The organism is Pleurocapsa sp. PCC 7319 (assembly GCF_000332195.1).
Taxonomy (GTDB): domain Bacteria; phylum Cyanobacteriota; class Cyanobacteriia; order Cyanobacteriales; family Xenococcaceae; genus Waterburya.
In genome coordinates this window covers 1,837,096-1,859,578 of sequence record NZ_KB235922.1, presented here as the reverse complement: position 1 = coordinate 1,859,578, position 22,483 = coordinate 1,837,096, and the positions used below count along the sequence as shown (strand labels likewise).

Sequence of the window (22,483 nt, the reverse complement as noted above, 5' to 3'; positions counted from 1 at the left end):
TAACTTGAATGTTTTGGTATGTATAGATTCTGTCATTTTCAACCAGGTAATATAGACCAATTATCATCATGACTTCTGTTTTTCATATTTACCAATCTCTACTCCTCTAAATCTCAGATATTTATAGAGAGTAGCTTTAGATATATCCAAATTCTTGGCAATTTGATGAACTGGCATTCCTTCCTCATAATAGGATTGAGCAATACGGGCTTTTCTTTGAGCATCTTCTGATAACCCAGGTTTACGTCCTCCCACTCTCCCTCTGGCTCTAGCAGCAGCTAATCCCGCATTCGTACGTTCGCGAATTATCTCTCGTTCAAATTCTGCTAAAGAGGCAAAAATGTTAAATACCAACCTCCCCTGGGCAGTAGTGGTATCAATCGGATCGTTCAAACTCCTCAAACCAATATCTCTTTCGTTGAGTTCAGCTACCAATTCAACTAAATGCTTAAGCGATCGCCCTAGTCGATCTAATTTCCAAATTACAATTACATCTTTGGGACGTGCTTCTTTCAAAATTTCATCTAAACCAGGACGTTTCGCTTTTGCTCCACTAACAGTATCGGTAAAAAATCTTTTGCATCCATGCAAACGGAGAGCATCAAGCTGTAAATCTAAATTCTGATCTTTTGTACTAACGCGAGCATAACCAAGGAGCATTTGATTCGGGATTGTTTACTAAACTCATTTACTTAAGACAACAGTATACTTTGATTAGCTAAACAACAATAATGAACTTTGTCTAAAAATCAGAACAACCAATTTTAGGGCGATCGCCGAATTTTGGAAAAAGCGATTGTAAATTTTAGGAATAAACGCGCCAAAATTTACAATTGAACGAGTCAACAATACTCAGCTCGACTCTGGCAAATGATATTTCTGACAGTAGTTTTCACCATAGAACTTCTGTGTTTAAAGAAAACCAGAAATCTGCATTTGTAATTAATCGTAAAATCGTAAATACGGCGCTCATTGAGCAGGAAAAACATTAAGATAGTTATGCCCTCGCAATTCTTAGCCTATGGCAAAAACACCAGTTGACTTATATCGAAGAGGTAATGCTAATTCTCCTCGAATGGACAATGTTCGTCTCAATAAAGATATTGCCACATACGAAAGGGAAGGGAAAACTTGGGTCCAAGAAACAGTACCAGAAGGATTTGAACCAGGAGGCATCTCAACTTTTTCAGTTCAAGGAAAAGGGAAAAATTGGTGGAAAATAGATGCTGGCATAGACATTCCACAAGATTTAGAATTAATTAACGACAGGGGAAATCATTGGCTGTGGAAACCTAGTCGAACAATGCCATTGGAGAAATACAAAAAAGCTTTGCTAATAAGTGGTCAGTCTTTTTATAAAGTGAGTTAGGTGTTTATGAATTTATCGTTTAAAGATCTTAAATTTATGTTAGAGGCAATTAATCATCTACTAAGTCAATATAATGGTCGGCTGGCTCAAATTGAAGACCAAGAAGAATATGAAGATGAAGCTTCTGATTTAGGTAATGACTGTATGTTTTTAGAATCTCTGAAGTCAGAAATAGAGCAGAATCTAAATAGAGGAGAACAAATAAGTCTAAGTGTTTCATCTAAGACAGAATCCCCAAAAACTTTAGAATCTTTAACTGAATCAATTCTTCAATTATCTATTAATGAACGATTGTTATTAGTAGAAGCAATTACACAATCTATTAGAAAAGAAACTAATCTGATTGCCAGTTAATTATTTTTCTGATGGAATTCAATTCTGCGTGACGAGATAGATTGGCTGTCTGAAAACACTTTAGATAGAGTTTAAGCGGCAATTTTTCACTTTCTAAAGATATTTTTGTGGCCAACTATCATAAAGCTAATGAAAGCAATAGTTACCAACGATGTGCTTGAAAGTTATATTCATTGTAGATACAAGGGCTATCTCAAACTGATAGGCCAGTCAGGCATTAAATCGGATTATGAGGACTTACAGCTCAAATTAAGAAGTAACGTAAAACGCAATGCACTTAGTAAAATCCAGGCAAAAGTTACTGATGAGCAAGTAATAAGTGATGTTTCTCTTATTACTTCGATATTAGAAAAAGGTAGTCTTTTTATTCTTAACTTATCTGTTGAAGACAATCATTTTTCTTTGGTATTAGATGGAATTAAAAAAGTAGCAACAAAGCGACAGGATCACTCTTTCTATGCACCGATGTTATTTTATGAAGGAAGCCGAATTCGTAAAGAGCAAAGGCTTTTTTTAGAATTATTGGCTACATTTCTCGTCAAATATCAAACGGTAATTCCAGTAGTCGGGAGTGTTTGGCATGGCAAAGAATGTAAGCAGACTACTGTGCGTCTTAATACAGATTCACGCAAAGTTAAACAAATCCAGTTAGACCTAAAAAAGATGTGTGTCGGGGAGGAAGTTCCCAGGTTAGTCCTCAACAATCACTGCCAAATATGTGAGTTTCAAAACTACTGTTACGAACAAGCTCATCAAGAAGACAACCTCAGTTTGATTCGAGGAATATCTGAGAAGGAAATCAAATCATTGAATCGCAAAGGGATTTTGACAGTTACCCAACTTGCTCACACATTTAGACCTCGAAGAAAAAGAAAGAATGCGACCAAAGAATCGCAACGCCGTTATCATGCCCTCCAAGCATTAGCGATACGCGATGAAAAGATATACATCCTCGGAACTGTGCAAGTACCTGATAGTCCAGTATGTATCTATCTTGATGTAGAGAGCGATCCTGACATCGATTTTGTTTATCTTATTGGGTTGCTTATTGTAGAAAAAGGTTCGGAAAAACGTTATTCTTTCTGGGCTGAGAGTAAAGAGCAAGAGACACAGATATTTGAACAGTTTGTCAACGAGGTTACGCGACGAGAAGAATTTATTATATTTTGCTATGGTGGTTATGAACGAGCATTCATCAAGAAAATGACCAAAGCCTCGCTTGATAAGGCTTTAATCGAGCGAATATTGAATGCTATGGTCAATACTCTTTCCCTAATTTATGCACATATCTACTTCCCCACCTACTCGAATGGTCTCAAGGATATAGGCAAATACTTAGGGTTTTCGTGGAGTGAATCAAATGCTTCAGGGCTTCAAAGTATTGTCTGGAGAGCAAAATGGGAAACCAGTTACGATGATAGCTGGAAATATAAGCTATTGACCTACAATTTAGAGGACTGTATAGCACTAAAAATAGTTACTGAAACTATACGGCAAATTTTAACTATAACCACCCCGAAAAAAGAGTCGGTTGTAGATAATGTCAACCATAAATCAGTTGGTTTTATAGAAGATATTGAAAAGCTATCTGATTTTCACAAATGGAATAAAATAAATTTTGCCCAACCCGAATTTGAATTTATCAATAAGAGGGCATATTTTGATTATCAACAAGAGCGAGTTTATATACATAGTAGCAAAGCCATCAAAAAAGCTAAATCAACTAAAGCTCCTTCTCCCAATCGCAGCCTGCCAGCATCTGAAAAAATCACGATACTTGCTTCACAATGTCCCATTTGCAAGAGCGAAGATGTAGTCAATGGTATTAAGAAGCCAGTTAGAACTCCAGAACCGAGAGTCAAGAGAGCTTTCGACATCATATTTACACCAACTGGCATCAGGCGTAGAGTAATAGAGTGTAGAACCTCGGTACACAAGTGTCTTAAATGTAATAAAGAATTTATTCCCATTGAGCATCAAAGACTAGATAGACATTTTCATGGTCTCAAAAGCTGGGTTATGTTTCAGCATGTGGAATATAAAATAAATCTTCAAGTACTATCGAAGATGTTTGAAGAATTTTTTGGAATACGTATTGCTTCTAATGAAATTTCCATGCTGAAGCCATTAATGGCAAGATACTATGAAACTACTTATCAAAGACTATTAGCAGATATCGTTGCTGGAAAACTTCTACATGTAGATGAAACAGAAATAGAGCTGCAAAATCAGAAAGGATATGTTTGGGTCTTTACGAATCTTGAACAAGTTGTTTATTTGTATCGACCCTCAAGGGAAGGAAGTTTTTTACATGAGTTATTGGCTGATTTCAAAGGTGTTCTAGTTTCTGATTTCTATGCTGCATATGACGGTATAGAATGTCCACAACAAAAATGTCTTATTCATCTAATACGAGATATAAATCAAGAGTTGCTGAACAACCCGTTTGACGACGAACTCAAGTCGATTACCCAACCCTTTGGTGTGTTGCTTAGAGAAATTGTTACATCAATTGATGAACATGGTCTTCGGAAAAAGTATCTGATGCGACATACTTTAGCAGTTGAAGAATTTTTCAATTCCATAGACAATCAACTTATTTCATCCGATGCAGCGGAAGCCTTGCGGTTACGATTGATAAAAAATCGTGATAAATTGTTCGCGTTTATCCAGTATGACGGAATCCCTTGGAATAATAACAATGCAGAACATGCTATCAAGCAATTCGCCTATTATAGAGAGATTTATCATGGAATTATTACAGAAAGTGGACTTGAAAATTATCTTGTGTTGTTGAGTATTTGTCAGACATGTCATTACAAAGGCATAGATTTCCTGAAATTTCTTCTTTCTAAGGAACAAGATATAGACACTTTTAACCGAAGAAAACATCGGAAACATAAGCTGTCAACTATCGAACTTTATCCAGAGGGATTCGTACCACAACATCTCGCATCTAAGCGTAAAAAGACATAAATTCAAGCAGATGATGAGGTTGAAAAACGTGGTTCAGTCTTGAAGGTTGGGTTGAGATGTGCAACTTGAACAATCATAGGTTTTTGCGTTGTGTAACATTTCATTGCAGCGGACATATAGGTAAAAGCGACGGGCTGTCTCGCAGGTTGAACTACCGATAACTCCTAAATTGGTATTCGATTAGGAGATGAGCGAGATTAATCATAGTCAATCTTTTTTCTCGATGCCTTTAATTGACTTCGTTTAGCTTTGCTATCTAATCGCCTTCTTTTTGCTCCTTTAGTAGGTTTAGTCGCGAGTCGCTTTTTCTTCGGAATGGATACACTTTTGATGACGTTTTTCAGTCGTTTTAAGGCATCTTCTTTATTCTGATTCTGAGTGCGAAACTGCTGTGCTTTGATGACAATAACTCCGTCTTTTGAAATTCTCGACTCACTTAATTTCAACAACTTTTCTTTGTAATAATCAGGAAGTGACGACGCTAAAATATCAAAACGTAGATGTATAGCCGTAGCTACTTTATTTACGTTTTGACCACCTGCTCCAGTTGAACGAACAGCTCTTATATCAATTTCACGGCTAGGAATAATGACTTGCTCTGAAATTTTTAACATTAGATATTAAATAAAGATTTATCAGCAGAATATTTAGCTAGTTTTATCTTCAACAGTTGTTATAGTAATGCAAATGCATTACTATAAAAAGAGTCTAATTGTTGATGTTTAATGGTCATGACTAAACCCACAGTTATAGAAACAGAATCTACTCTTACTGACCGCTATCAGACCACAATCCCTGCTTCTGTTCGTAATGCTTTGGGCTTAAGCAAGAAAGACAAAATTTGTTATGTCATACATCAAGATGGTACTGTAACCATAGCCAAAAATAATGCTGAGGAAGAAGACCCTGTTTTAGCCAACTTTTTAGATTTCATAGCAACCGATATTCAAACCTCTCCAGAAAACATCAAAGCAATAGATTCTAGTTTAAAAGGGCAAGTAGATAGATTAGTAGCTGGGATAGAAGTGGATCTAGATCAACCTCTGAACAAAGAGGATGAGTAAACTTGGCGAAAAATCAACCATTAATAGTTAATGGGTGGAAAATATATGCCCATCCACTCTTTTTAAGTCAGTTTGAAGAACTTCTAGCTACGGTAGAAAAGCTGCGACCAAAAAATCCTGAGACTTATCATAGTAAAAATGCGACTAAAAGACTTGCCGCGATCGCCAAATTAGCATTTGAAATTATTCCTCTTGACCCAACGCGCACAGAAGATCGTCAAGGTAAGACATTAGGGAAAAATTACAAACACTGGTTTAGAGCCAAGTTTTTTCAGCAGTATCGACTCTTTTTTCGTTACCATCAAAGCTCTAAAATCATCGTTTATGCCTGGGTTAACGATCAAAAATCGAAACGAGCCTATGAAAGTAAAACTGATGCTTATAAGGTATTTGAGAAAATGCTGGATCATGGCAATCCTCCTGATGATTGGAACAGTTTATTGTTAGCAGCCAAAAAAGAGGAAAAACGTCTATTCAACGTTGTTAGAACTCAAAAGTCTGACACTGAAAGCAGTTGATCAGGTAAAGCTTACTGAGATCTTGTGTGATTTCTTGCTTCTTTCCCATTTACCAAAATCCTCTGCTATCTTAGAATCGTATTTACAGAAATACGATTAATCGTAAATAAAGAAAAGAATGATTATCTCAATTGAGAATCAAAAGGGAGGAGTTGGCAAAACAACGCTCGCCATTCACGTAGCTCAAGCTTTAGCTATGGGAGACTCTTCTGTATTGTTGGTAGATGCCGACCCCCAAGGTTCTGCTCGTGATTGGGCAGCAGCGAGAGAAAGTCCTCCTGATTTTTCAGTTGTCGGTTTAGATCGTCCTACTTTGCATCGTGATTTACCAGCGATCGCAGCTAATTACGATCATGTAGTAATTGATGGCCCGCCGCGAGTTACAGATTTAGCCAGATCGGTAATTATTGCCGCCGATTTAGTTGTTATACCTGTACAGCCCTCTCCCTATGATGTTTGGGCAGCTAATGATGTAGTCAATCTAATCAAAGAAGCTTCTGTATATAAAGAAAACCTGAAATCTGCATTTGTAATTAATCGTAAAATCGTAAATACGGCAATCGGCAGAGATGTAGTTGATGCCCTCAGTGGTTATGAGATTCCAGTATTGAAGTCATCAGTTTGTCAGAGGATTGTCTTTGCTGAATCAGCAGCTACAGGAATGACGGTTTTAGAAACTAATAGTAAAAGTTCTGCTGCATCTGAAATCAAGGCTTTAGTTGATGAGTTGATGGAGATAGGAGGATAATTATGCCACAGAAGAAAGTAAGCTTTAATGCCAAACCCAAACAAGAAAAACCGAAAAACGTTGATGAATGGGTAGTCAATCGAGATTTAAAGGCTGTTGATTCTAAATCACAGTCAGCAGAAGCATCTATTAAAATGAAGCGATTAACTTTAGATATTCCTGAATCTCTGCATCGAGCGATCAAGAAAAAAGCCGTAGAGGATGGAGAGACTATGGCTGACCAACTGCGATCGCTTTTAGAAAAACATTATGGAGATTGAGGTCCTTCTTAACTATTTGAGCCAGTCGGCGAAGCGAATCGGGCGTGCGAAGAGGTATTGGACATCCAAAACATTATCTTGCCGAGCCATCGCAGCCCGACGACTGGCAACTATTTACTCCTTCAAATCATCCCATTGCTCTTGAATACTCTGTTTCTTGTTATTCATAGATGAACCTAACAGTGGGACAAATTTTCTAGCACGAGCAGCCAACTTTTTGGGCTTTAACTTAATGGGAGCACAATATTGAGCGATCTTCAAATACCCTTGAAGATCTGGTAAATTAGCTAATTGATCGGGCATCACGGCATAACCTTCTCGTAGCTGTTCATTGAGGGTCACAGTCCTACCATTGCCACTTCTTCCAGTATGGCGCGAACGACTATGATTCTCTGCAAGATGACGATACTCCTGTCTGCCAATAATCTTGACCATTGTTTCTGCTGTCTGAGGGTCAGCACAGCCCAAAATAAGCTTAGTTTTAGTTCCCTGTCTCACGGGGTGACAGAGGAGTTAAAAGGAAGATAGGATAAGCATTTTAGCCCTTATACCCTGTTGATAAAAAGGTAGCTTATTAGGAGTAAGTATCATTAGTTGCTCAACCCACTTATGGCATATTTGAAAAGATTCAACCCACAAACCACCATACAACCCCACCCAGAAATTGCTATGTCTTCGATCTTTTCTCAAGTTTTCTTTCAATCGGCAGACATATTCTTTGATACCTTTGAAGCTAATTGTTTGACCTTTTTTAATAGCACAAGTACAGGGCTATTTCATTCTAAAAATTTCCAAAATGCGCTCAAGACCATACTTACATTTTCGTTCTGCTTGAGCCATATTAGAAAATCCAGCATCTCGATATAAATTTAGGGCTAAATTTCTCGCGATCGCCATGATTTGAGGTAATGGAGTGGTACGAATTCTCGATTTATCTTCACCTTGAGTTACATCTCTTACATAGTGAACTTTGTTCTCAACTCCCCAATAACCACGAATTCTTTGGTAAAACTGAAATGCTGTTTCTTTTAAGTCAGAAATATAATATCTGTTATTAAATTCTATTTTAGATTTCGTTTTACGTTCAGATTCAACCTTAATAATTGTTTTGACTGCTAACCAATCCGTCAGATGAAGACTGATTCGAGCGATACTTACTCTTCGTTTTTCAATCCGTCCATGTCCTGAATTGATCTGTTCAAAACTGTCTTCTGGGATAAAATGCCATTGAATAGTTGGAAAAAGCTGAGGCTGATTACCTTTGACTGCTGCTAAGTAATGATTCCCACTCTTGACAATTGTTTTTACTGTTTTTTTGGGTGTTCATGGCATCAAATGCCACTACGACACCTTTTAGTGCTAAAGCTTCGATTAACTGCGGTACCGCCTTAATTTCGTTACTCTTATTCTCGACTTCCTGCGGTCTTAAAATTAATCCTCTTTCGACCAAGTAAGCACTAACCAACGTTATCGCTTGATGTGGCTCACAGTTAGGATTGTCTTCCGATAACAAGTATGAGCCTCTCAAGACTTTGCCATCGACAGCTAAAGTTTCCCCTTCTCTGGGAGTAATCTCCAAAAAACGAGCTAATCTAGATGAATACTCTTCATAATCTAGACCCAGCAAGGCTCTTCTAATGGTACTGTAGGATGGCAACCGCTCTACGCCAAACAGTTCCTTTAACTGTCTGCTATAAGACGAGAGCCAATCTCCTATCGCCAGAAACCCTTGATTTCCCGCAGCCACCGCCAAGGTAAACAAAGCTAAACACAATTTTAGTGAATGTCTTCTTCCTTGTTTTCTTCTACAGTCTGGCATTCCCTCAAAGACATCTAGAAGTGCGATTTGATTCATTTATTCAATTCGATTCTAACTTAACATGGTTATCCTACCATTTAGAATGAAATAGCCCTGGTTTAAACCCTTAATATATCTCATCTTAATCTGGTTTCTTTTATTTAGGTGATCGCCGAGCACTTTGGGTTCTCCCGAACTTTCAGCGATTGCCTCAACTTCTCCTATAATGACCCCTTAATTTAACCTGAAAATAGTCACTTAAAACTTTATCTTAAAATATACAATTAATTCTGTCTTACTACTTATTGATTACTCCCCTCGATTAATACTTACTTTTAAGATAGTTACGTTCGAGAAGACACCATGACAACTTGGTGTACGTAAAAAGTTATGAGCAAGCAACAGAATATAATTAAGATTGCCTGCGTTCAAATGGAGCCTATTGTAGGTGAAAAAGAAAAAAATCTCTGGCGAAGCATTGAGGCGATTAAAGAGGCTGTGACTCAGGGAGCAAAGCTAATTGTTTTATCAGAATTGTGTAATTCTGGGTATGTATTTAAAGACCGCGATGAAGCTTGGGAATTATCTGAAGCCATTCCAGAAGGAGCAACTTGTCAAGCTTGGAGCGATGTGGCAGCGGAACATCAAATCTACTTAGTAGCGGGGATTAATGAACGCGAGGATGACCGCCTTTACAATAGTGCAGTTGTCATTGGTCCCAAGGGATATATTGGCACCTATCGCAAAGTTCATTTGTGGAATGAAGAAAATTCATTTTTTGAACCAGGAAACTTGGATTTTCCAGTTTTTACCACTGAAATTGGTCAAATTGGCACTTTAATTTGTTACGATGGCTGGTTTTCCGAAAGTTATCGTTTATCTGCCTTGCAAGGAGCAGACATTATCTGCATTCCCACTAATTGGGTTCCTATTCCTGGACAAGTCGAAAATCGAGAAGCGATGGCCAATATTTTAGTGATGGCTGCCGCCCACACTAACTCGCTATTCATTGCTGCTGCTGATCGAGTGGGAGTAGAGCGTCAACAGCCATTTATCGGACAAAGCTTGATTGTCAGTCATACTGGCTGGTCTATTGGAGGACCAGCGAGCCCAGACAAAGAGGAAATTATCTATGCCGAAGCCAACCTAGCAGATGCTAAACAAAACCGTAAATGGAATAAATATAACCACATAATCGGCGATCGCCGTACTGACATCTATGATGAAATGCTAGGGGCAAAAGTTACACTTAACTCTTAACTTATGGGTCTACAGGGAACAGCCAAACAAGAGTTAATCCTACTAAATTGAAAGCATTTTCTCAATAACTACTTTAGTCAGGATATCAATAAATTTAATCAACAGTTAGAGCAGACTAGGAGCTATAGCTGTAATTTACTGCTGGCACTTGTAAACTTCGCTGCGTAAGTTGAGTAAATCAGTCTTACTCGAAAAACAATAGTTTTCAAAAAGATTGAAGGCGATCGCAATTAATCAAGTCATTGCGTTATTAGGCAACGCCTCAATTCTTAGCAAATTTCCACCACTAATTTAACAAATCCCCTATGAATCGAATAATTCTCATGGCATCTCAGAAGACGGAGATACTTCCGATCCAGACGATAATTCCCATGGCGGAATCTTGACCTTTGAATGGGATAGCTTGGTTGATATTACAGGTGTCGGTCTATTAGATATTGATGAGCCAGGAAGTTCAATTACCTTTTTCGACCAAAATTCTCAGGTGATTGAAACATTAGAAATACCAGAACTCGAAAATAATAGTTTCCAAGAACTAGGATTTGATGTCGAAGACATAGTTCGGATGGATATCTCGTTTGCAGCTAGCGGAGGAGTAACTGCGGTGGATTTTATGCCCTCGGATAATTATCAGGCGATCGCCTCTGGCGCGCTAGCTTCTCCAATCGCCGCAGCGACTGATACTCTGGTAGTTTAATCACAAAGTCAACTTTTTTGTGTTGATTTGAACGGACAATCAGCCCGCACTCCACCATCTTCGCGATAGCAAGCCCTAAAGGATACCGCGGAGCATATGGTGGTTAGGGCGACGGTACAAAGCGAAGCCTAATCGTTATATCCTTGGTTTTCAATATATTTTTTGAGAACTTCTATTGGTGCGCCTCCTGAAGACGTATAGCCATACCCTCGTTTCCAAAAAACAGGTTTCCAATAATAAGGTCTGAGTTCTGTAGTAAATTCTTTTCTGATTTCTCTGCTGCTAATAGTCTTCAAAATATTACACAACTTGCCCAAAGAGATTCTTGGAGCAAGGTCTACTAGCAAGTGTATATGGTCGCGTGTTCCTAAATCTGCTTTACACTCCAGTAGTTCCGAGTCTTGAGTTTGACAAAGCCTACTAAACATCTCGTTTAGTCTAGATTCTATAGCTTTTGTAATAACTGGATGACGATATTTGGTCACAAACACTATATGAACTGCATTGTATCCAAAACTATGATTGTGGGGTTTTAGCTCAACCATGAAGTATAAACACTATGCTAAAATAACTTTTATGGTAAAACTAAATGTGCGAACAGACAAGTGGCAAATTGTAGCAACTCGACAGCAAAAAGAGTTGTTACAAAATACTGTGTTTGAATTTCGTCGTTTAGTGCGTTGTTTGGTAGGAGTGGTCAACACTCACTGGTCAACCATTGGTTTGCTAGATGGCTTATCTCAGATACCAGCAGTGGAAAAACTAATACACCAAACAGCCAAAAATCCATCTCCTAGATATAAATACTTTAATCGCCGTTTCTTCAAATTTCCAAGCTATTATCGTCGTGGAGCAATTCAATTTGCTATAGGACAAGTATCGAGTTTCAATACAAGATACAGAGAATGGCAATCGGGGATTAGAAAACGCCAAGATTCTAACCCTCCAAGGTTAAATGCTGATTGTGGTACATATCCACCTCTATATAAAGGGCAGTGTGTCAAGTTTGCCAAAGATAATAATAGTGCAGCGATTAAGGTTTTTGACGGGTTAGATTGGATGTGGATTACTGTTGGTATTGAGGGACATAGAAAACGTCATCTAAATCCCAACAATGTTCGCAAATCACCATACTTAATTGTGAATGGCAGGAGTTGTCATCTATCCGTACCATTTCAAATTAAAACCCCTAAATTCAAAGACACTGAATCAGTTTTGTCTGCGGACTTGGGGATTAATACCACTGCTACTGTTTCAGTTATTAACTTCGACGGCACTGTAAGCCATCGTGAATTCATTCACCCAGGTAGAGACATAGACCGTCGCGACAAACGACTAAAACGTATAAGCAAAAAAGCCTCTCTCACAGGTCAGCTTCAACGAGGGTTTGCTCGTGGACTGTACCGTAAAGCAGGAAATATCAACCGAGAAATCGGACAAAAAGTATCGGCAAGGTTGGTTAAGATAGCCAAACAATACGGTATCAAATATATAGTATTTGAGCATCTGAAAGGTTGGCGACCACGAGGAGGCAAGAAGCGTTCTACTTTAAAACAACGTTTCCACAACTGGCTGCATCGTCGAATAGTTAATCTAACTGAAATGAAGTGGTCAGAATTAGGTGGAAGAGTAGTGTTGGTTAATCCTCGTGGTACTAGTAGCTATGCTTATGATGGCAGTGGAAAGTTAAAAAGAAATAATCAAAATGATGCTCTAGCACGATTCGCCAATTCAAAACTTTATAATGCCGATCTTTCGGCCTCTTATAATATTGGTGCTAAAGGCATTCTTAAGCTCTGTGGTGGAAACAGCCCAGAGGTAGGGCAAGGTAAAAATTCCTGCCCGTCACCTAGAAGTCGGGGAACGCTTTCAATGTTATGGGTAGTTCCATCAATATTGTAGAGCAGGATACTCACACTTCGCCTCAAGGCAAGTGTGAGAGGCTTCATCAAGTATTTTCAGTAAATCAAAAATTTATCGAACAATATTTCCTCATTATCTCATGTCGTTCATCATCTTTTCTTCGCGAAGGAGACTCTCGCTTTCAGCAAGGAAACAGAAACCTAAGTCGTGAGTCTTAGGAATCCCCCGCATCCCGCGATGGGAGGATGTCAATAACCTCACAGTACCGGATCTGCACTTTCTCCACTTAAGACATAGTCATCAGTACCGAGAAAGAAAAGATCATTACCATAGTCGTCATCTGTAAGCTCAGTAATACCATCAGGTAAGATGTCTATAGCTTCTTGGGCAATAATATTCACAGCGGTAGTTGTGGGGTGCAGGGGATCCCAGAACAAGAATTCATTGGGATCGCCAACTAAAGTACCGCTATTAAGATCGAGAACTGCATCAGTAGTATTCGTCAAACCGAATTCATCAGGATTAGCAATAATTTCCTGGGTGATAGTATTAAAGTCAGGTTCAATAATCGTAACTTCCAACTCTGTGGCGATCACATCGAGTTCAATGTCGAGTAATTGATTAAAACCATCAGTAACATCGTTAAGAATAGCTACGCCTTCTGGTTGTCCTGATAATAGAGGAATATCTCCTAAATTGGGTAAATTAGGTACGACAAAAGTTTTCGCTCCTGCCTCTGCTAGTTCGCTAATGTGATCGGTAATATTATCGACAACGTCTTCTGGGCTGGGTACTTCTTGACCTCGACCTAGAGCATCGAGAAAATCATTGGCACCACCATAAACATAAAATAAGTCCGTTTCTGTAGGTGTTTGATTGGATAAATAAAGATCGACTTGTTGTCCTAGGTTAGGAATATCGATACCTTCTTCTACAGTGCCAAATAAATCAAAATTAGAAGTACCTTCTCCTGTTTGTGCTCCGCCAAAAGCGTAGTTACTACCACCTTCTAGGAAAGATTGATTCTCTCCCAGTTCTAAAGAATCAGCGATCGCATCTACTACTAAATTACCATTAGAAAAACGCCCTTCAAAATAGGGAGGAGAAGGAGGAAATAAGCCTTCGCTAACATTAAATAAGTTGCCCGTATCGGATAAACTATCCCCGAATACTACCAGGTTACTAAACGGTACTGGTTTTAAATCTAGACTAGTTTGATAGTTATTTGACATTTGATACTCCTTGTTGATGATTAATAATATACGTCTGATGCCAATTAAATATACGATAGTGCCTAATTTTCTTCTCCAAAATAAACTCGTGAATTATTCAAAATCAAATTGCGATCTCTTCCAAGATCAACAAACAGTTAATTTAATTACTTGAGAATCCCCAGGTAAGTCTGTTGTACTCTTGGTAAACCTGTCAATTGTGAGAGTCTATAGCAGTCCTAAATCATTCATGAAAACAACTAATAACGGATGACGGATGACGGATGACGAACGACATCAAGACTAATAATTTTCACAACTCAGATAGGATTGCTATATATATTTATATGCAGATAATGCTCATAAATTCATGAAAAAACATTTTTTGTTTTCCTTTGAGGGTGAAATAAGCTTTTTTATATTTCACTTTGCATATTAATAGGGAAAAATCGGGAATATGTAGGGATTTTTCGGTTACAAAGCGGAATAAAAAAGTTTTCAGCTTCTTCGCTTCTATAATTGACCCAACTTTACTTTAAACTTGTCTCATATTGGAGATAACAATATAAGTAATTGTTACTAATATTGTTAGTAATTCATAATATGAAAATATATTCTCTATTTAGAATTCCTATTCTGATAACTGCATCATACATGACAACTACTCCTGTAATAGCAGGTTTGTTTGATCGTCCTGATTTTTTTGAGCAGGGTCGCGATCAATTTGATGAAGAAATTCGTAGATTTGAGCAAGAACAGACTGTTCCCAATTCCAACCTCACAATTGATGATACTTCTTTACCTTGGTCACGAGTTGTCATTCGAGAAGCAGGATTCACTGCTATGATGCCGAGTGGATCTATTACCCATGAAGTGGAGACAGTTGAAGCTTCTAAAGGAGTTATTAACTTTGATATTATTGCTACTCATCCTTCCTCTTCTCGGTATGTGATTGCTTACTCGGAAGAAGTGACTCCCGAAAGAGTAAAAAACGCTCAAGAAGTATTAGAGCGATCGCGGGATTATATCATTGATAATAAGGTGGGTTTGAACAAAATTGCTGATGATGATATTACTTTCAAAGATTATCCAGGTAAGCAATTTCAATTGCAAAACAAAGATGAAACTATCGTTTTTCGTCTAATTTTAGTGAAACAACGTCTTTATGTTTTGGCAGTAAATCAGCAAAACGATGCGATCTCTCCCCAATCAATCGATACTTTTTTTAGTTCCTTTGAACTAATCAAATAAACTTATCTTATACTAAATTGAATAGCTTTGACTACACATTGATCGTAAGGGCGCATTGCCATGCGCCCCTACACAAACGATCTGTTGTCTTTTAAATTTAAAACGGTATTAATACAACTTTGTACGGCTATAGTTTCCTGTGGGGGAGTCCGAGCAATATCAAGAATTGATGACATTACGTCCTCTGGCGATATGGTTCAGTCAAGCATTTTATAGTAATATCATCTAGTACTAAATTAATGTTTTATATCTAGTGTAGAATCTCGATTTTCAGTTAGTAATTAATTACTAACTTTCATCAGTGCTAGCATGACAGCAGAAGCAAAACTTGAATTTGATTGTGATCGTGTAGGTCAAGATAATTTTGATATCCGTAAGGTAATACCTGGTTATGAAACTTTGCGTGATATGGCGACCAGTTTATCATCGGTAAATATCAAATCATTAGCCAGGTTGTTAGTTATAGGTTCAGGAACTGAAATAAAACTAGGAAATTTCTGTCAGCAAGAACCAGGATGATTACTAACCAATATTGATACTCTTTTCAACTACCTAGATATTAATTAACTTACACAGAACCTATTATGGCTGAACCAATTCGCATCTTAATGTGTGCTCCCGATTATTATGATGTAGATTACGTAATCAATCCTTGGATGGAGGGCAATATTCACAAATCCTCCCGCGATCGTGCTGTCGAACAGTGGTCAAAACTGAATTTTGTCCTGAATAATTTGGCTCAAGTAGATTTAGTACAAGGACAACCAGGAGTCCCAGATATGGTATTTACTGCCAATGCAGGTCTAGTATTGGCGGATAATGTAGTTCTTAGTCGCTTTTTTCATCCAGAACGTCAAGGAGAAGAACCCTACTTTAAAAAATGGTTTGAAGATAATGGCTTTAATGTCTTTGAATTACCTAAGGATTTACCGTTTGAAGGGGCTGGGGATGCTCTATTAGATCGGGAAGGACGCTGGTTATGGGCTGGTTATGGCTTCCGTTCTGAATTAGACTCTCATCCCTATATTGCCAAGTGGTTAGATATTGAGGTGCTATCGTTGCGTTTAATTGACGATCGCTTTTACCATCTAGATACTTGTTTTTGTCCCTTGAAGGGAGGCTATTTGCTTTACTATCCTGGAGCATTTGATTCTTACTCCAACCATATCATTGAAAAACGAGTCCCAGAATCAAAACGTATAGCGATCGCGGAAGCAGATGCGATTAATTTTGCCTGTAATGCCGTAAATGTAGAAGATACAGTCGTAATGAATAAGGCTAGCGATAGTCTTAAGCAGCATCTAGAGGATGTCGGGTTTACGGTGATCGAAACACCTCTAACAGAATTTCTCAAAGCTGGTGGTGCAGCTAAATGTTTAACCCTGAGAATTAATGAACCAGTATTGCCAGAGGTTCATGGTAGTACTCCTGTTGAAAGTCGTGTGATTCACATGGAGGGACACCTATTAGATGCAGGTATTATGAACCGTTCCTTAGATTTAGTGGTAGATAATGGCGGTAGTTTTAAAGTACTGAATTTCCATCTCGGTATAGAGAGGCAAAGTACCTCTAATGCTGATGTTCGCATTTCTGCTCCTGACCATGAAGTGATGGAAAAAATCATGAGTCAGCTCATTGAGATCGGCGCAGTAGTTCCTACTGATGATGTTGAAAATGCAGTCACAGAAATTTGTGATTTGGCAGGAGTTGCACCTGATGATTTCTATGTCACTAATATCTATCCCACCGAAGTTAGGGTTAACAACCAGTGGATTAGAGTGCAAAAACAGCGCATGGATGGGGCAATTATCGTTAGTGAGAACGCTGGTAAGATAACCGCCCAATGTAAAATTCTACGAGATTTAGATCAAGGCGATCGCGTGGTAGTCGGGGTAGAAGGTATCCGTACAGTGCGAAAACAAGCCAATCGAGAAACCAAAGCTAAAGAAGAATTTAGCTTTATGGGTGCTGGAGTATCTAGCGAACGCAGAGTAGAGTTGGTAGTAGAACAAATTGCCTGGGAGCTACGCCAAATTCGCGATCGCGGTGGCAAAGTAGTTGTTACGGCTGGACCAGTGGTAATTCATACAGGAGGAGCCCAGCACCTTTCTAACCTTGTGCGTGGTGGCTATATCCAGGGATTGCTAGGGGGAAATGCGATCGCGGTTCATGATATTGAACAATCCTTAATGGGTACTTCCTTAGGGGTAGATATGCAAAAAGGTACTCCTGTCAGGGGAGGACATCGTCATCACCTAAAAGTAATTAATACAGTTCGTCGTTACGGCAGTATTGCCAAGGCAGTAGAACAGGGAGTAATTACCCAGGGAATTATGTATGAATGCGTTAAACACAATGTGCCTTTTGCTCTTGCTGGTTCAATTCGGGATGATGGTCCTCTACCCGATACTCAAATGGATTTGATTAAAGCCCAGTCAGAATATGCTCAACTACTAGAAGGTACAGATATGATTCTGATGTTATCCACCATGCTACATTCGATTGGAGTGGGTAATATGACTCCAGCAGGAGTAAAAATGGTCTGTGTCGATATCAACCCTGCTGTGGTGACTAAGTTGAGCGATCGCGGTTCAGTAGAATCAGTTGGTGTTGTGACTGATGTGGGTTTGTTTCTCAGTTTGTTAGTTAATCAATTAGAAAAATTAACTAGTCCCTACCAAACTATCTAGAATAGGGGAGAATATTCTCCCTTACAAACCAAATATAGTAGTGTCAAAGAAGTGTTAAAGAATCATAAAAAAGTGTTACAAAAGTCTTAGTTTTTGGAGTTGTATTCTCTGTTGGCTTTTGCAATAGTTAAATGTAGAAATTCAAAATTGCTAGCAAAACATATTTTTGAATTTCATGCCTCATGAGGTAGAGCAACAGTTGTATTTTTCAACAATAAATTTGCTCGATCACTACTTAGAGAAGTTTGGGTCATGATTGATTGTATAGCCATCTTTATTTTCACCCTAGTATTTGCAACCATAGAAGCGGAAGATGATGCAGTCCGCAGTCAAATTTTAAACAACATAGAAGCTGGATTGGACTCAGAATCAAGAACTCATCATTCTTTGTTGGCTGAAGACTAGTGATGTTAAATGAGAGAAACACTTAACTAGATACCACCTTAGAACTTATAGTTAAGGAATATCAATCACTATAAAAAATATCATGAAAGCAATTACTATTTTGGGGTCTACAGGCTCTATTGGAACCCAGACTCTTGATATTGTGAGTCATAACCCCGATAAATTTCGGGTAGTAGGATTAGCTGCCGGGAGCAATGTTTCCCTCTTAGCAGAACAAATCCGTGAATTCCAACCAGAAATTGTCGCTTTAGGTAATCAAGATAAATTAACCCAATTACAAGATGCGATCGCATCTTGTCCCCATCAACCTCAAATACTAGTTGGGTCAGAAGGGATTTGTGAAGTAGCGCGTTACGGAGACGCAGCAAGTGTCGTTACAGGTATTGTTGGTTGCGCCGGGCTATTACCTACGATCGCTGCGATTGAAGCAGGAAAAGATATTGCTCTAGCTAATAAAGAAACTCTGATTGCTGGAGCGCCGGTGGTGTTACCTTTAGTAGCCAAACATCAGGTAAAGCTATTACCCGCGGATTCAGAGCATTCGGCAATTTTTCAATGTCTTCAAGGTGTTCCTCAAGGTGGTCTCAGGCGGATTATTCTCACGGCTTCTGGAGGTTCATTTCGTGACCTACCTGTAGAACAATTAAGCTCGGTAACAGTTCAAGATGCTCTCAAACATCCCAATTGGTCCATGGGTCAAAAGATTACGATTGATTCTGCTACCCTTATGAATAAAGGCTTAGAGGTAATTGAAGCTCACTATTTATTTGGTGTAGATTATGACCAGATCGACATTGTGATTCATCCTCAAAGTATCATTCACTCTTTAATCGAAGTCCAAGACACGTCTATGCTAGCCCAGTTAGGTTGGCCTGATATGCGTTTACCATTGCTTTATGCTCTATCTTGGCCTGAGAGAATTTATACTGATTGGGAACAGTTAGACTTAGTCAAAGCTGGGGATTTAACTTTCCGTGAACCAGATCATCAAAAATATCCTTGTATGCAACTAGCCTATGCAGCGGGAAGAGCAGGAGGATTAATGCCTGCGGTATTAAATGCAGCCAACGAACAGGCAGTAGCGTTATTTTTAAGGGAAAAAATTGGCTTTTTAGATATTCCTCGTTTAATCGAGCAAGTTTGCGATCGCTTCAAAGCTCAAAATAATATTCATCCCAGCTTAGAAGATATTATATCTGCCGATCAATGGGCAAGACAGGCAATTCTTGACGCCGAAACAACATCAAGCGGAAATCGCTTTATTGCTTTAAAATAACAGAAAGTTCAAGATGATTTAGCGAGGAGAAAACTGTCTCTTCTGCTCAAGCAAAGTCAGTTGAACATTGGGGTAAAACTATAGTAATCCTAAAATATATGGGAATACTAATTAATATCTAATGGCATATCTAGTCATAAGTTTCTAATCATTATTCATGATTAATTAATCTTATCTTCAGACTGACTATATCAACATGAACATAATGGAGAATGTTGCTCAAATAAAGTCTCAGTTAGAGCAGATTGATGCACAGGAAAAAGCTAATCAGCAAGAACAAGAAATTGTTAATCGACGCATCATCGAGCTTGAATCTGAACTTCAGCAACAACATAAACGCCGTAGTGAATTAGATGATGAAGCTTTGCAGCTTTACACCCAAGCTGAGGAACTAAGACCCAAATTAGATAAATTAACCAGAATTGCTAACTTATCTCAAGAGTTCCTGGAATTGCACGCCGAATGTCAAGATAATCAAGATTTGTTGAATACTCTATACTCCTCTGTTTCCAATATATCAATTGAAAACAAGGGTCAAAATTTCTCTCATCCTTTGATACTTGACTTGAATCAACCTGAACCTGAACCTGAACTCGAATCCCCAGAAGATAACCATAACAGTTATGCCAATTATTCCATCACTATAGATGAGATCAAAGAAGCTTTACCAAATGCTGAAAAAGTCTATCAACAGCTAGTTGCTGGCTATTTAGAAGAATATAAAACCTATCAAAATTATATTGTTGATGGCTTAGACTTAATTTGGTACGCGGTAGCTTTTATTGCTTTTGGTCGCTCCTCTTATCGCAAAATGAGCTTTAAATATCATCCTGATTTAGATGGATCAGAACGGGCTATGCAACTAGTAAATACCGCTTGGTCTATTTCCCAGAACTTTTTAGGAGATTTGACGACACCCAGCGACACCATGAACACTTTGTAAAAGCCAATAGTATTGCCAAAGGAGTGAATTACCTGGAAAAATTAAGAAGTGTATGCCTTCAGAGATAAAGACTCTACCAGACGAGGTAATCGACCTCATTGCTGCGGGAGAAGTTATTGATTCTCTAGCGGCGGTGGTACGAGAGTTGGTCGAAAATTCCCTTGATGCAGGAGCAACTAGAATTACTATTTTTTTAAACCCTGAATTATGGCAAGTTCAGGTGATAGATAATGGTAGTGGGATGTCTTTGTCAGACTTAAAAGTGTGTATTCATCCCCATAGCACTAGTAAAATTCGTACTTGCAAAGACCTCTGGCATATCACCAGTCTCGGTTTTCGTGGGGAAGCATTACACAGCATCGCTCAAGTGGCAGATTTAACTATTTGTAGCCGTCCTCAAGCTGAATCGAACGCTGTTGGTTGGAAAGTTATCTATCAAGAGGGCAAATTATACCAGGCATCAGTCATGGCGATCGCCCAAGGCACTATGGTCACGGTTTCCAACTTATTTAGCAAAATTCCCGTTCGTCGTCGTGGTTTACCCTCCTTCCCTCAGCAGCTAAAAGCGATCCAAAAAATCATTTATCAAATTGCTCTGTGTCATCCACAAGTTACTTGGCAAATTAAGCAAAACAATCGTCTGTGGTTTAATCTTAGTCCTGGTGTAACACCGAAAGATATTTTGCCCCAATTACTGAAAAAAATCAGCAGCAGTGATTTACATTACCTCAAACTTGAAACCTCAACTCCCTTAGATGAAGAGAGTAAACAGAGCCACTTATCTTCAACAACCATCAATGATCAACCCTCAACTATAGAATTAGTGATGGGTTTACCCGATCGCTGTCATCGTCATCGAGCAGATTGGGTAAAAGTATCGGTCAATAATCGCTATGTGCGATCACCAGAATTAGAGCAGACGATCTTAAATAGCATGACGAAAACCCTACCCCGCGATCGCTTTCCTGTGTGTTTGTTACATCTCCATACCTGTCCTAGCCAAATCGATTGGAATCGTCATCCAGCCAAAACTGAAATTCATCTTCATTCTCTTCCCTATTGGCAAGCTGAAGTAACCAAAGCAATTTCTCAAGCTTTGAAGCTCAATACGGCTAATCTACCTACTGCTGTCGGAGATCGCCGAATTAGTAAAATTTTACGGGTTGCCGAAGCGTCTAGCAAATATCGAATTGACCGTGATTTAGCTGATACTTTAGAAAATAAAACTCCCTCAAAGCTTGCAATCAACTCACTGAAACTGAAGGCAGTAGCCCAAGTCAACAAAACCTATATTGTTGCCGAACATTCTTCTGGCTTGTGGTTGATTGAACAGCATATTGCCCACGAAAGAGTACTCTATGAACAGCTACAAGATTGCTGGGAGTTAGTCCCCCTAAATACTCCAATTGTTTTTGAGCATTTAAGACCAAGACAACTAGAGCAATTACAAAAATTAGCCATAGACATTCAACCATTTGGTGAAAACATTTGGGCAGTGCGTAATGCTCCCAAAATACTTGCTGAAAGAGATGATTGTGCCGATGCTCTTATCGAATTAAGTTGGGGAGGCGATTTGCGCTCGGCTCAGGTTGCTACCGCCTGTCGTAGTGCGATTCGCAATGGAACGAGTTTAAGTTCAGAAGAAATGCAAAATTTATTAGACCTCTGGCAAGTTACCCGTAATCCCCGCACCTGTCCCCACGGTAGACCAATTTATCTTTCCCTGGAAGAATCTACCCTATCTCGATTTTTCCGTCGCCATTGGGTAATTGGCAAGAGCCACGGGATTTAAGCTTTGAT

21 protein-coding genes and 2 pseudogenes are annotated in these 22,483 nt (G+C 38.8%); 17 read left to right on the top strand and 6 right to left on the bottom strand.

Going from position 1 to position 22,483, the window contains the following annotated elements:
* Positions 1-78: 78 nt before the first annotated feature.
* Positions 79-660: pseudogene (locus PLEUR7319_RS35115) on the bottom strand (recombinase family protein); the annotation flags it as partial.
* 361 nt (positions 661-1,021) lie between these two features.
* Here PLEUR7319_RS35115 and PLEUR7319_RS0112335 point away from each other — a divergent pair.
* The 3 genes from PLEUR7319_RS0112335 (at position 1,022) to PLEUR7319_RS0112325 (ending at position 4,699) form a co-directional block, all read left to right on the top strand.
* Positions 1,022-1,369, top strand: a complete 348-nt coding sequence (locus tag PLEUR7319_RS0112335) for a hypothetical protein (protein WP_019505534.1) — start codon at positions 1,022-1,024, stop codon at positions 1,367-1,369.
* A gap of 6 nt (positions 1,370-1,375) precedes the next feature.
* A complete protein-coding gene (locus PLEUR7319_RS0112330; RefSeq protein ID WP_019505533.1) occupies positions 1,376-1,723 on the top strand; it encodes a hypothetical protein in 348 nt (115 codons plus the stop codon).
* Between the two features lie 129 nt (positions 1,724-1,852).
* A complete protein-coding gene (locus PLEUR7319_RS0112325; protein WP_019505532.1) occupies positions 1,853-4,699 on the top strand; it encodes a TM0106 family RecB-like putative nuclease in 2,847 nt (948 codons plus the stop codon).
* A 197-nt stretch (positions 4,700-4,896) separates the two neighbouring features.
* Here the strand turns inward: PLEUR7319_RS0112325 and arfB are convergent, their stop codons facing one another.
* The gene (arfB, locus tag PLEUR7319_RS0112320) at positions 4,897-5,313 is read right to left on the bottom strand and encodes an alternative ribosome rescue aminoacyl-tRNA hydrolase ArfB (protein WP_019505531.1); all 417 of its coding nucleotides are present in this window, start codon (positions 5,311-5,313) and stop codon (positions 4,897-4,899) included.
* 117 nt (positions 5,314-5,430) lie between these two features.
* Here arfB and PLEUR7319_RS0112315 point away from each other — a divergent pair, with 117 nt between their 5' ends.
* The 4 genes from PLEUR7319_RS0112315 (at position 5,431) to PLEUR7319_RS0112300 (ending at position 7,289) form a co-directional block, all read left to right on the top strand.
* Positions 5,431-5,763, top strand: a complete 333-nt coding sequence (locus PLEUR7319_RS0112315; RefSeq protein ID WP_019505530.1) for a type II toxin-antitoxin system PrlF family antitoxin — start codon at positions 5,431-5,433, stop codon at positions 5,761-5,763.
* A 2-nt stretch (positions 5,764-5,765) separates the two neighbouring features.
* Positions 5,766-6,281, top strand: a complete 516-nt coding sequence (locus PLEUR7319_RS0112310) for a type II toxin-antitoxin system YhaV family toxin (protein WP_019505529.1) — start codon at positions 5,766-5,768, stop codon at positions 6,279-6,281.
* Between the two features lie 118 nt (positions 6,282-6,399).
* The gene (parA, locus tag PLEUR7319_RS0112305; RefSeq protein WP_019505528.1) at positions 6,400-7,029 is read left to right on the top strand and encodes a ParA family partition ATPase; all 630 of its coding nucleotides are present in this window, start codon (positions 6,400-6,402) and stop codon (positions 7,027-7,029) included.
* Positions 7,030-7,031: 2 nt separating this feature from the next.
* Positions 7,032-7,289, top strand: a complete 258-nt coding sequence (locus PLEUR7319_RS0112300; protein WP_019505527.1) for a hypothetical protein — start codon at positions 7,032-7,034, stop codon at positions 7,287-7,289.
* Between the two features lie 114 nt (positions 7,290-7,403).
* Here PLEUR7319_RS0112300 and PLEUR7319_RS0112295 read toward each other — a convergent pair whose 3' ends face one another.
* Together PLEUR7319_RS0112295 and PLEUR7319_RS43490 are read right to left on the bottom strand one after the other, a co-directional pair.
* A complete protein-coding gene (locus PLEUR7319_RS0112295; protein ID WP_019505526.1) occupies positions 7,404-7,787 on the bottom strand; it encodes a type IV secretion system DNA-binding domain-containing protein in 384 nt (127 codons plus the stop codon).
* 273 nt (positions 7,788-8,060) lie between these two features.
* Positions 8,061-9,108 (bottom strand): annotated as a pseudogene (locus PLEUR7319_RS43490) (ISAs1 family transposase).
* Between the two features lie 411 nt (positions 9,109-9,519).
* Between PLEUR7319_RS43490 and PLEUR7319_RS0112280 the strand changes: the two are divergent.
* Together PLEUR7319_RS0112280 and PLEUR7319_RS0112275 are read left to right on the top strand one after the other, a co-directional pair.
* A complete protein-coding gene (locus PLEUR7319_RS0112280) occupies positions 9,520-10,347 on the top strand; it encodes a nitrilase family protein (RefSeq protein WP_019505524.1) in 828 nt (275 codons plus the stop codon).
* A gap of 382 nt (positions 10,348-10,729) precedes the next feature.
* The gene (locus PLEUR7319_RS0112275) at positions 10,730-11,044 is read left to right on the top strand and encodes a hypothetical protein (protein WP_019505523.1); all 315 of its coding nucleotides are present in this window, start codon (positions 10,730-10,732) and stop codon (positions 11,042-11,044) included.
* A 128-nt stretch (positions 11,045-11,172) separates the two neighbouring features.
* Here the strand turns inward: PLEUR7319_RS0112275 and tnpA are convergent, their stop codons facing one another.
* Positions 11,173-11,589, bottom strand: a complete 417-nt coding sequence (gene tnpA, locus PLEUR7319_RS0112270) for an IS200/IS605 family transposase (protein ID WP_019505522.1) — start codon at positions 11,587-11,589, stop codon at positions 11,173-11,175.
* Positions 11,590-11,620: 31 nt separating this feature from the next.
* Here tnpA and PLEUR7319_RS35105 point away from each other — a divergent pair, with 31 nt between their 5' ends.
* Positions 11,621-12,946, top strand: coding sequence for an IS200/IS605 family accessory protein TnpB-related protein (locus tag PLEUR7319_RS35105; RefSeq protein WP_036799852.1), 1,326 nt, complete (start codon positions 11,621-11,623; stop codon positions 12,944-12,946).
* Positions 12,947-13,164: 218 nt separating this feature from the next.
* Here PLEUR7319_RS35105 and PLEUR7319_RS0112260 read toward each other — a convergent pair whose 3' ends face one another.
* Positions 13,165-14,139, bottom strand: a complete 975-nt coding sequence (locus PLEUR7319_RS0112260; RefSeq protein WP_019505520.1) for an SGNH/GDSL hydrolase family protein — start codon at positions 14,137-14,139, stop codon at positions 13,165-13,167.
* 582 nt (positions 14,140-14,721) lie between these two features.
* Between PLEUR7319_RS0112260 and PLEUR7319_RS0112255 the strand changes: the two genes are divergently transcribed.
* The 7 genes from PLEUR7319_RS0112255 (at position 14,722) to mutL (ending at position 22,475) form a co-directional block, all read left to right on the top strand.
* Entirely contained in the window at positions 14,722-15,369 is a 648-nt protein-coding gene (locus PLEUR7319_RS0112255; protein WP_026102469.1) for a hypothetical protein, read from the top strand.
* A 309-nt stretch (positions 15,370-15,678) separates the two neighbouring features.
* The gene (locus tag PLEUR7319_RS0112250; RefSeq protein WP_019505518.1) at positions 15,679-15,888 is read left to right on the top strand and encodes a hypothetical protein; all 210 of its coding nucleotides are present in this window, start codon (positions 15,679-15,681) and stop codon (positions 15,886-15,888) included.
* Between the two features lie 65 nt (positions 15,889-15,953).
* Positions 15,954-18,059: a TIGR00300 family protein gene (locus PLEUR7319_RS0112245; RefSeq protein WP_019505517.1), complete on the top strand. Its 2,106-nt coding sequence runs from the start codon at positions 15,954-15,956 to the stop codon at positions 18,057-18,059.
* A gap of 252 nt (positions 18,060-18,311) precedes the next feature.
* Positions 18,312-18,464, top strand: a complete 153-nt coding sequence (locus PLEUR7319_RS41265; protein ID WP_019505516.1) for a hypothetical protein — start codon at positions 18,312-18,314, stop codon at positions 18,462-18,464.
* 82 nt (positions 18,465-18,546) lie between these two features.
* Positions 18,547-19,740, top strand: a complete 1,194-nt coding sequence (gene dxr, locus PLEUR7319_RS0112235; protein ID WP_019505515.1) for a 1-deoxy-D-xylulose-5-phosphate reductoisomerase — start codon at positions 18,547-18,549, stop codon at positions 19,738-19,740.
* A 196-nt stretch (positions 19,741-19,936) separates the two neighbouring features.
* A complete protein-coding gene (locus PLEUR7319_RS0112230; RefSeq protein WP_237743563.1) occupies positions 19,937-20,683 on the top strand; it encodes a J domain-containing protein in 747 nt (248 codons plus the stop codon).
* A 52-nt stretch (positions 20,684-20,735) separates the two neighbouring features.
* Positions 20,736-22,475, top strand: a complete 1,740-nt coding sequence (mutL, locus tag PLEUR7319_RS0112225; RefSeq protein ID WP_019505513.1) for a DNA mismatch repair endonuclease MutL — start codon at positions 20,736-20,738, stop codon at positions 22,473-22,475.
* Positions 22,476-22,483 lie beyond the last annotated feature (8 nt).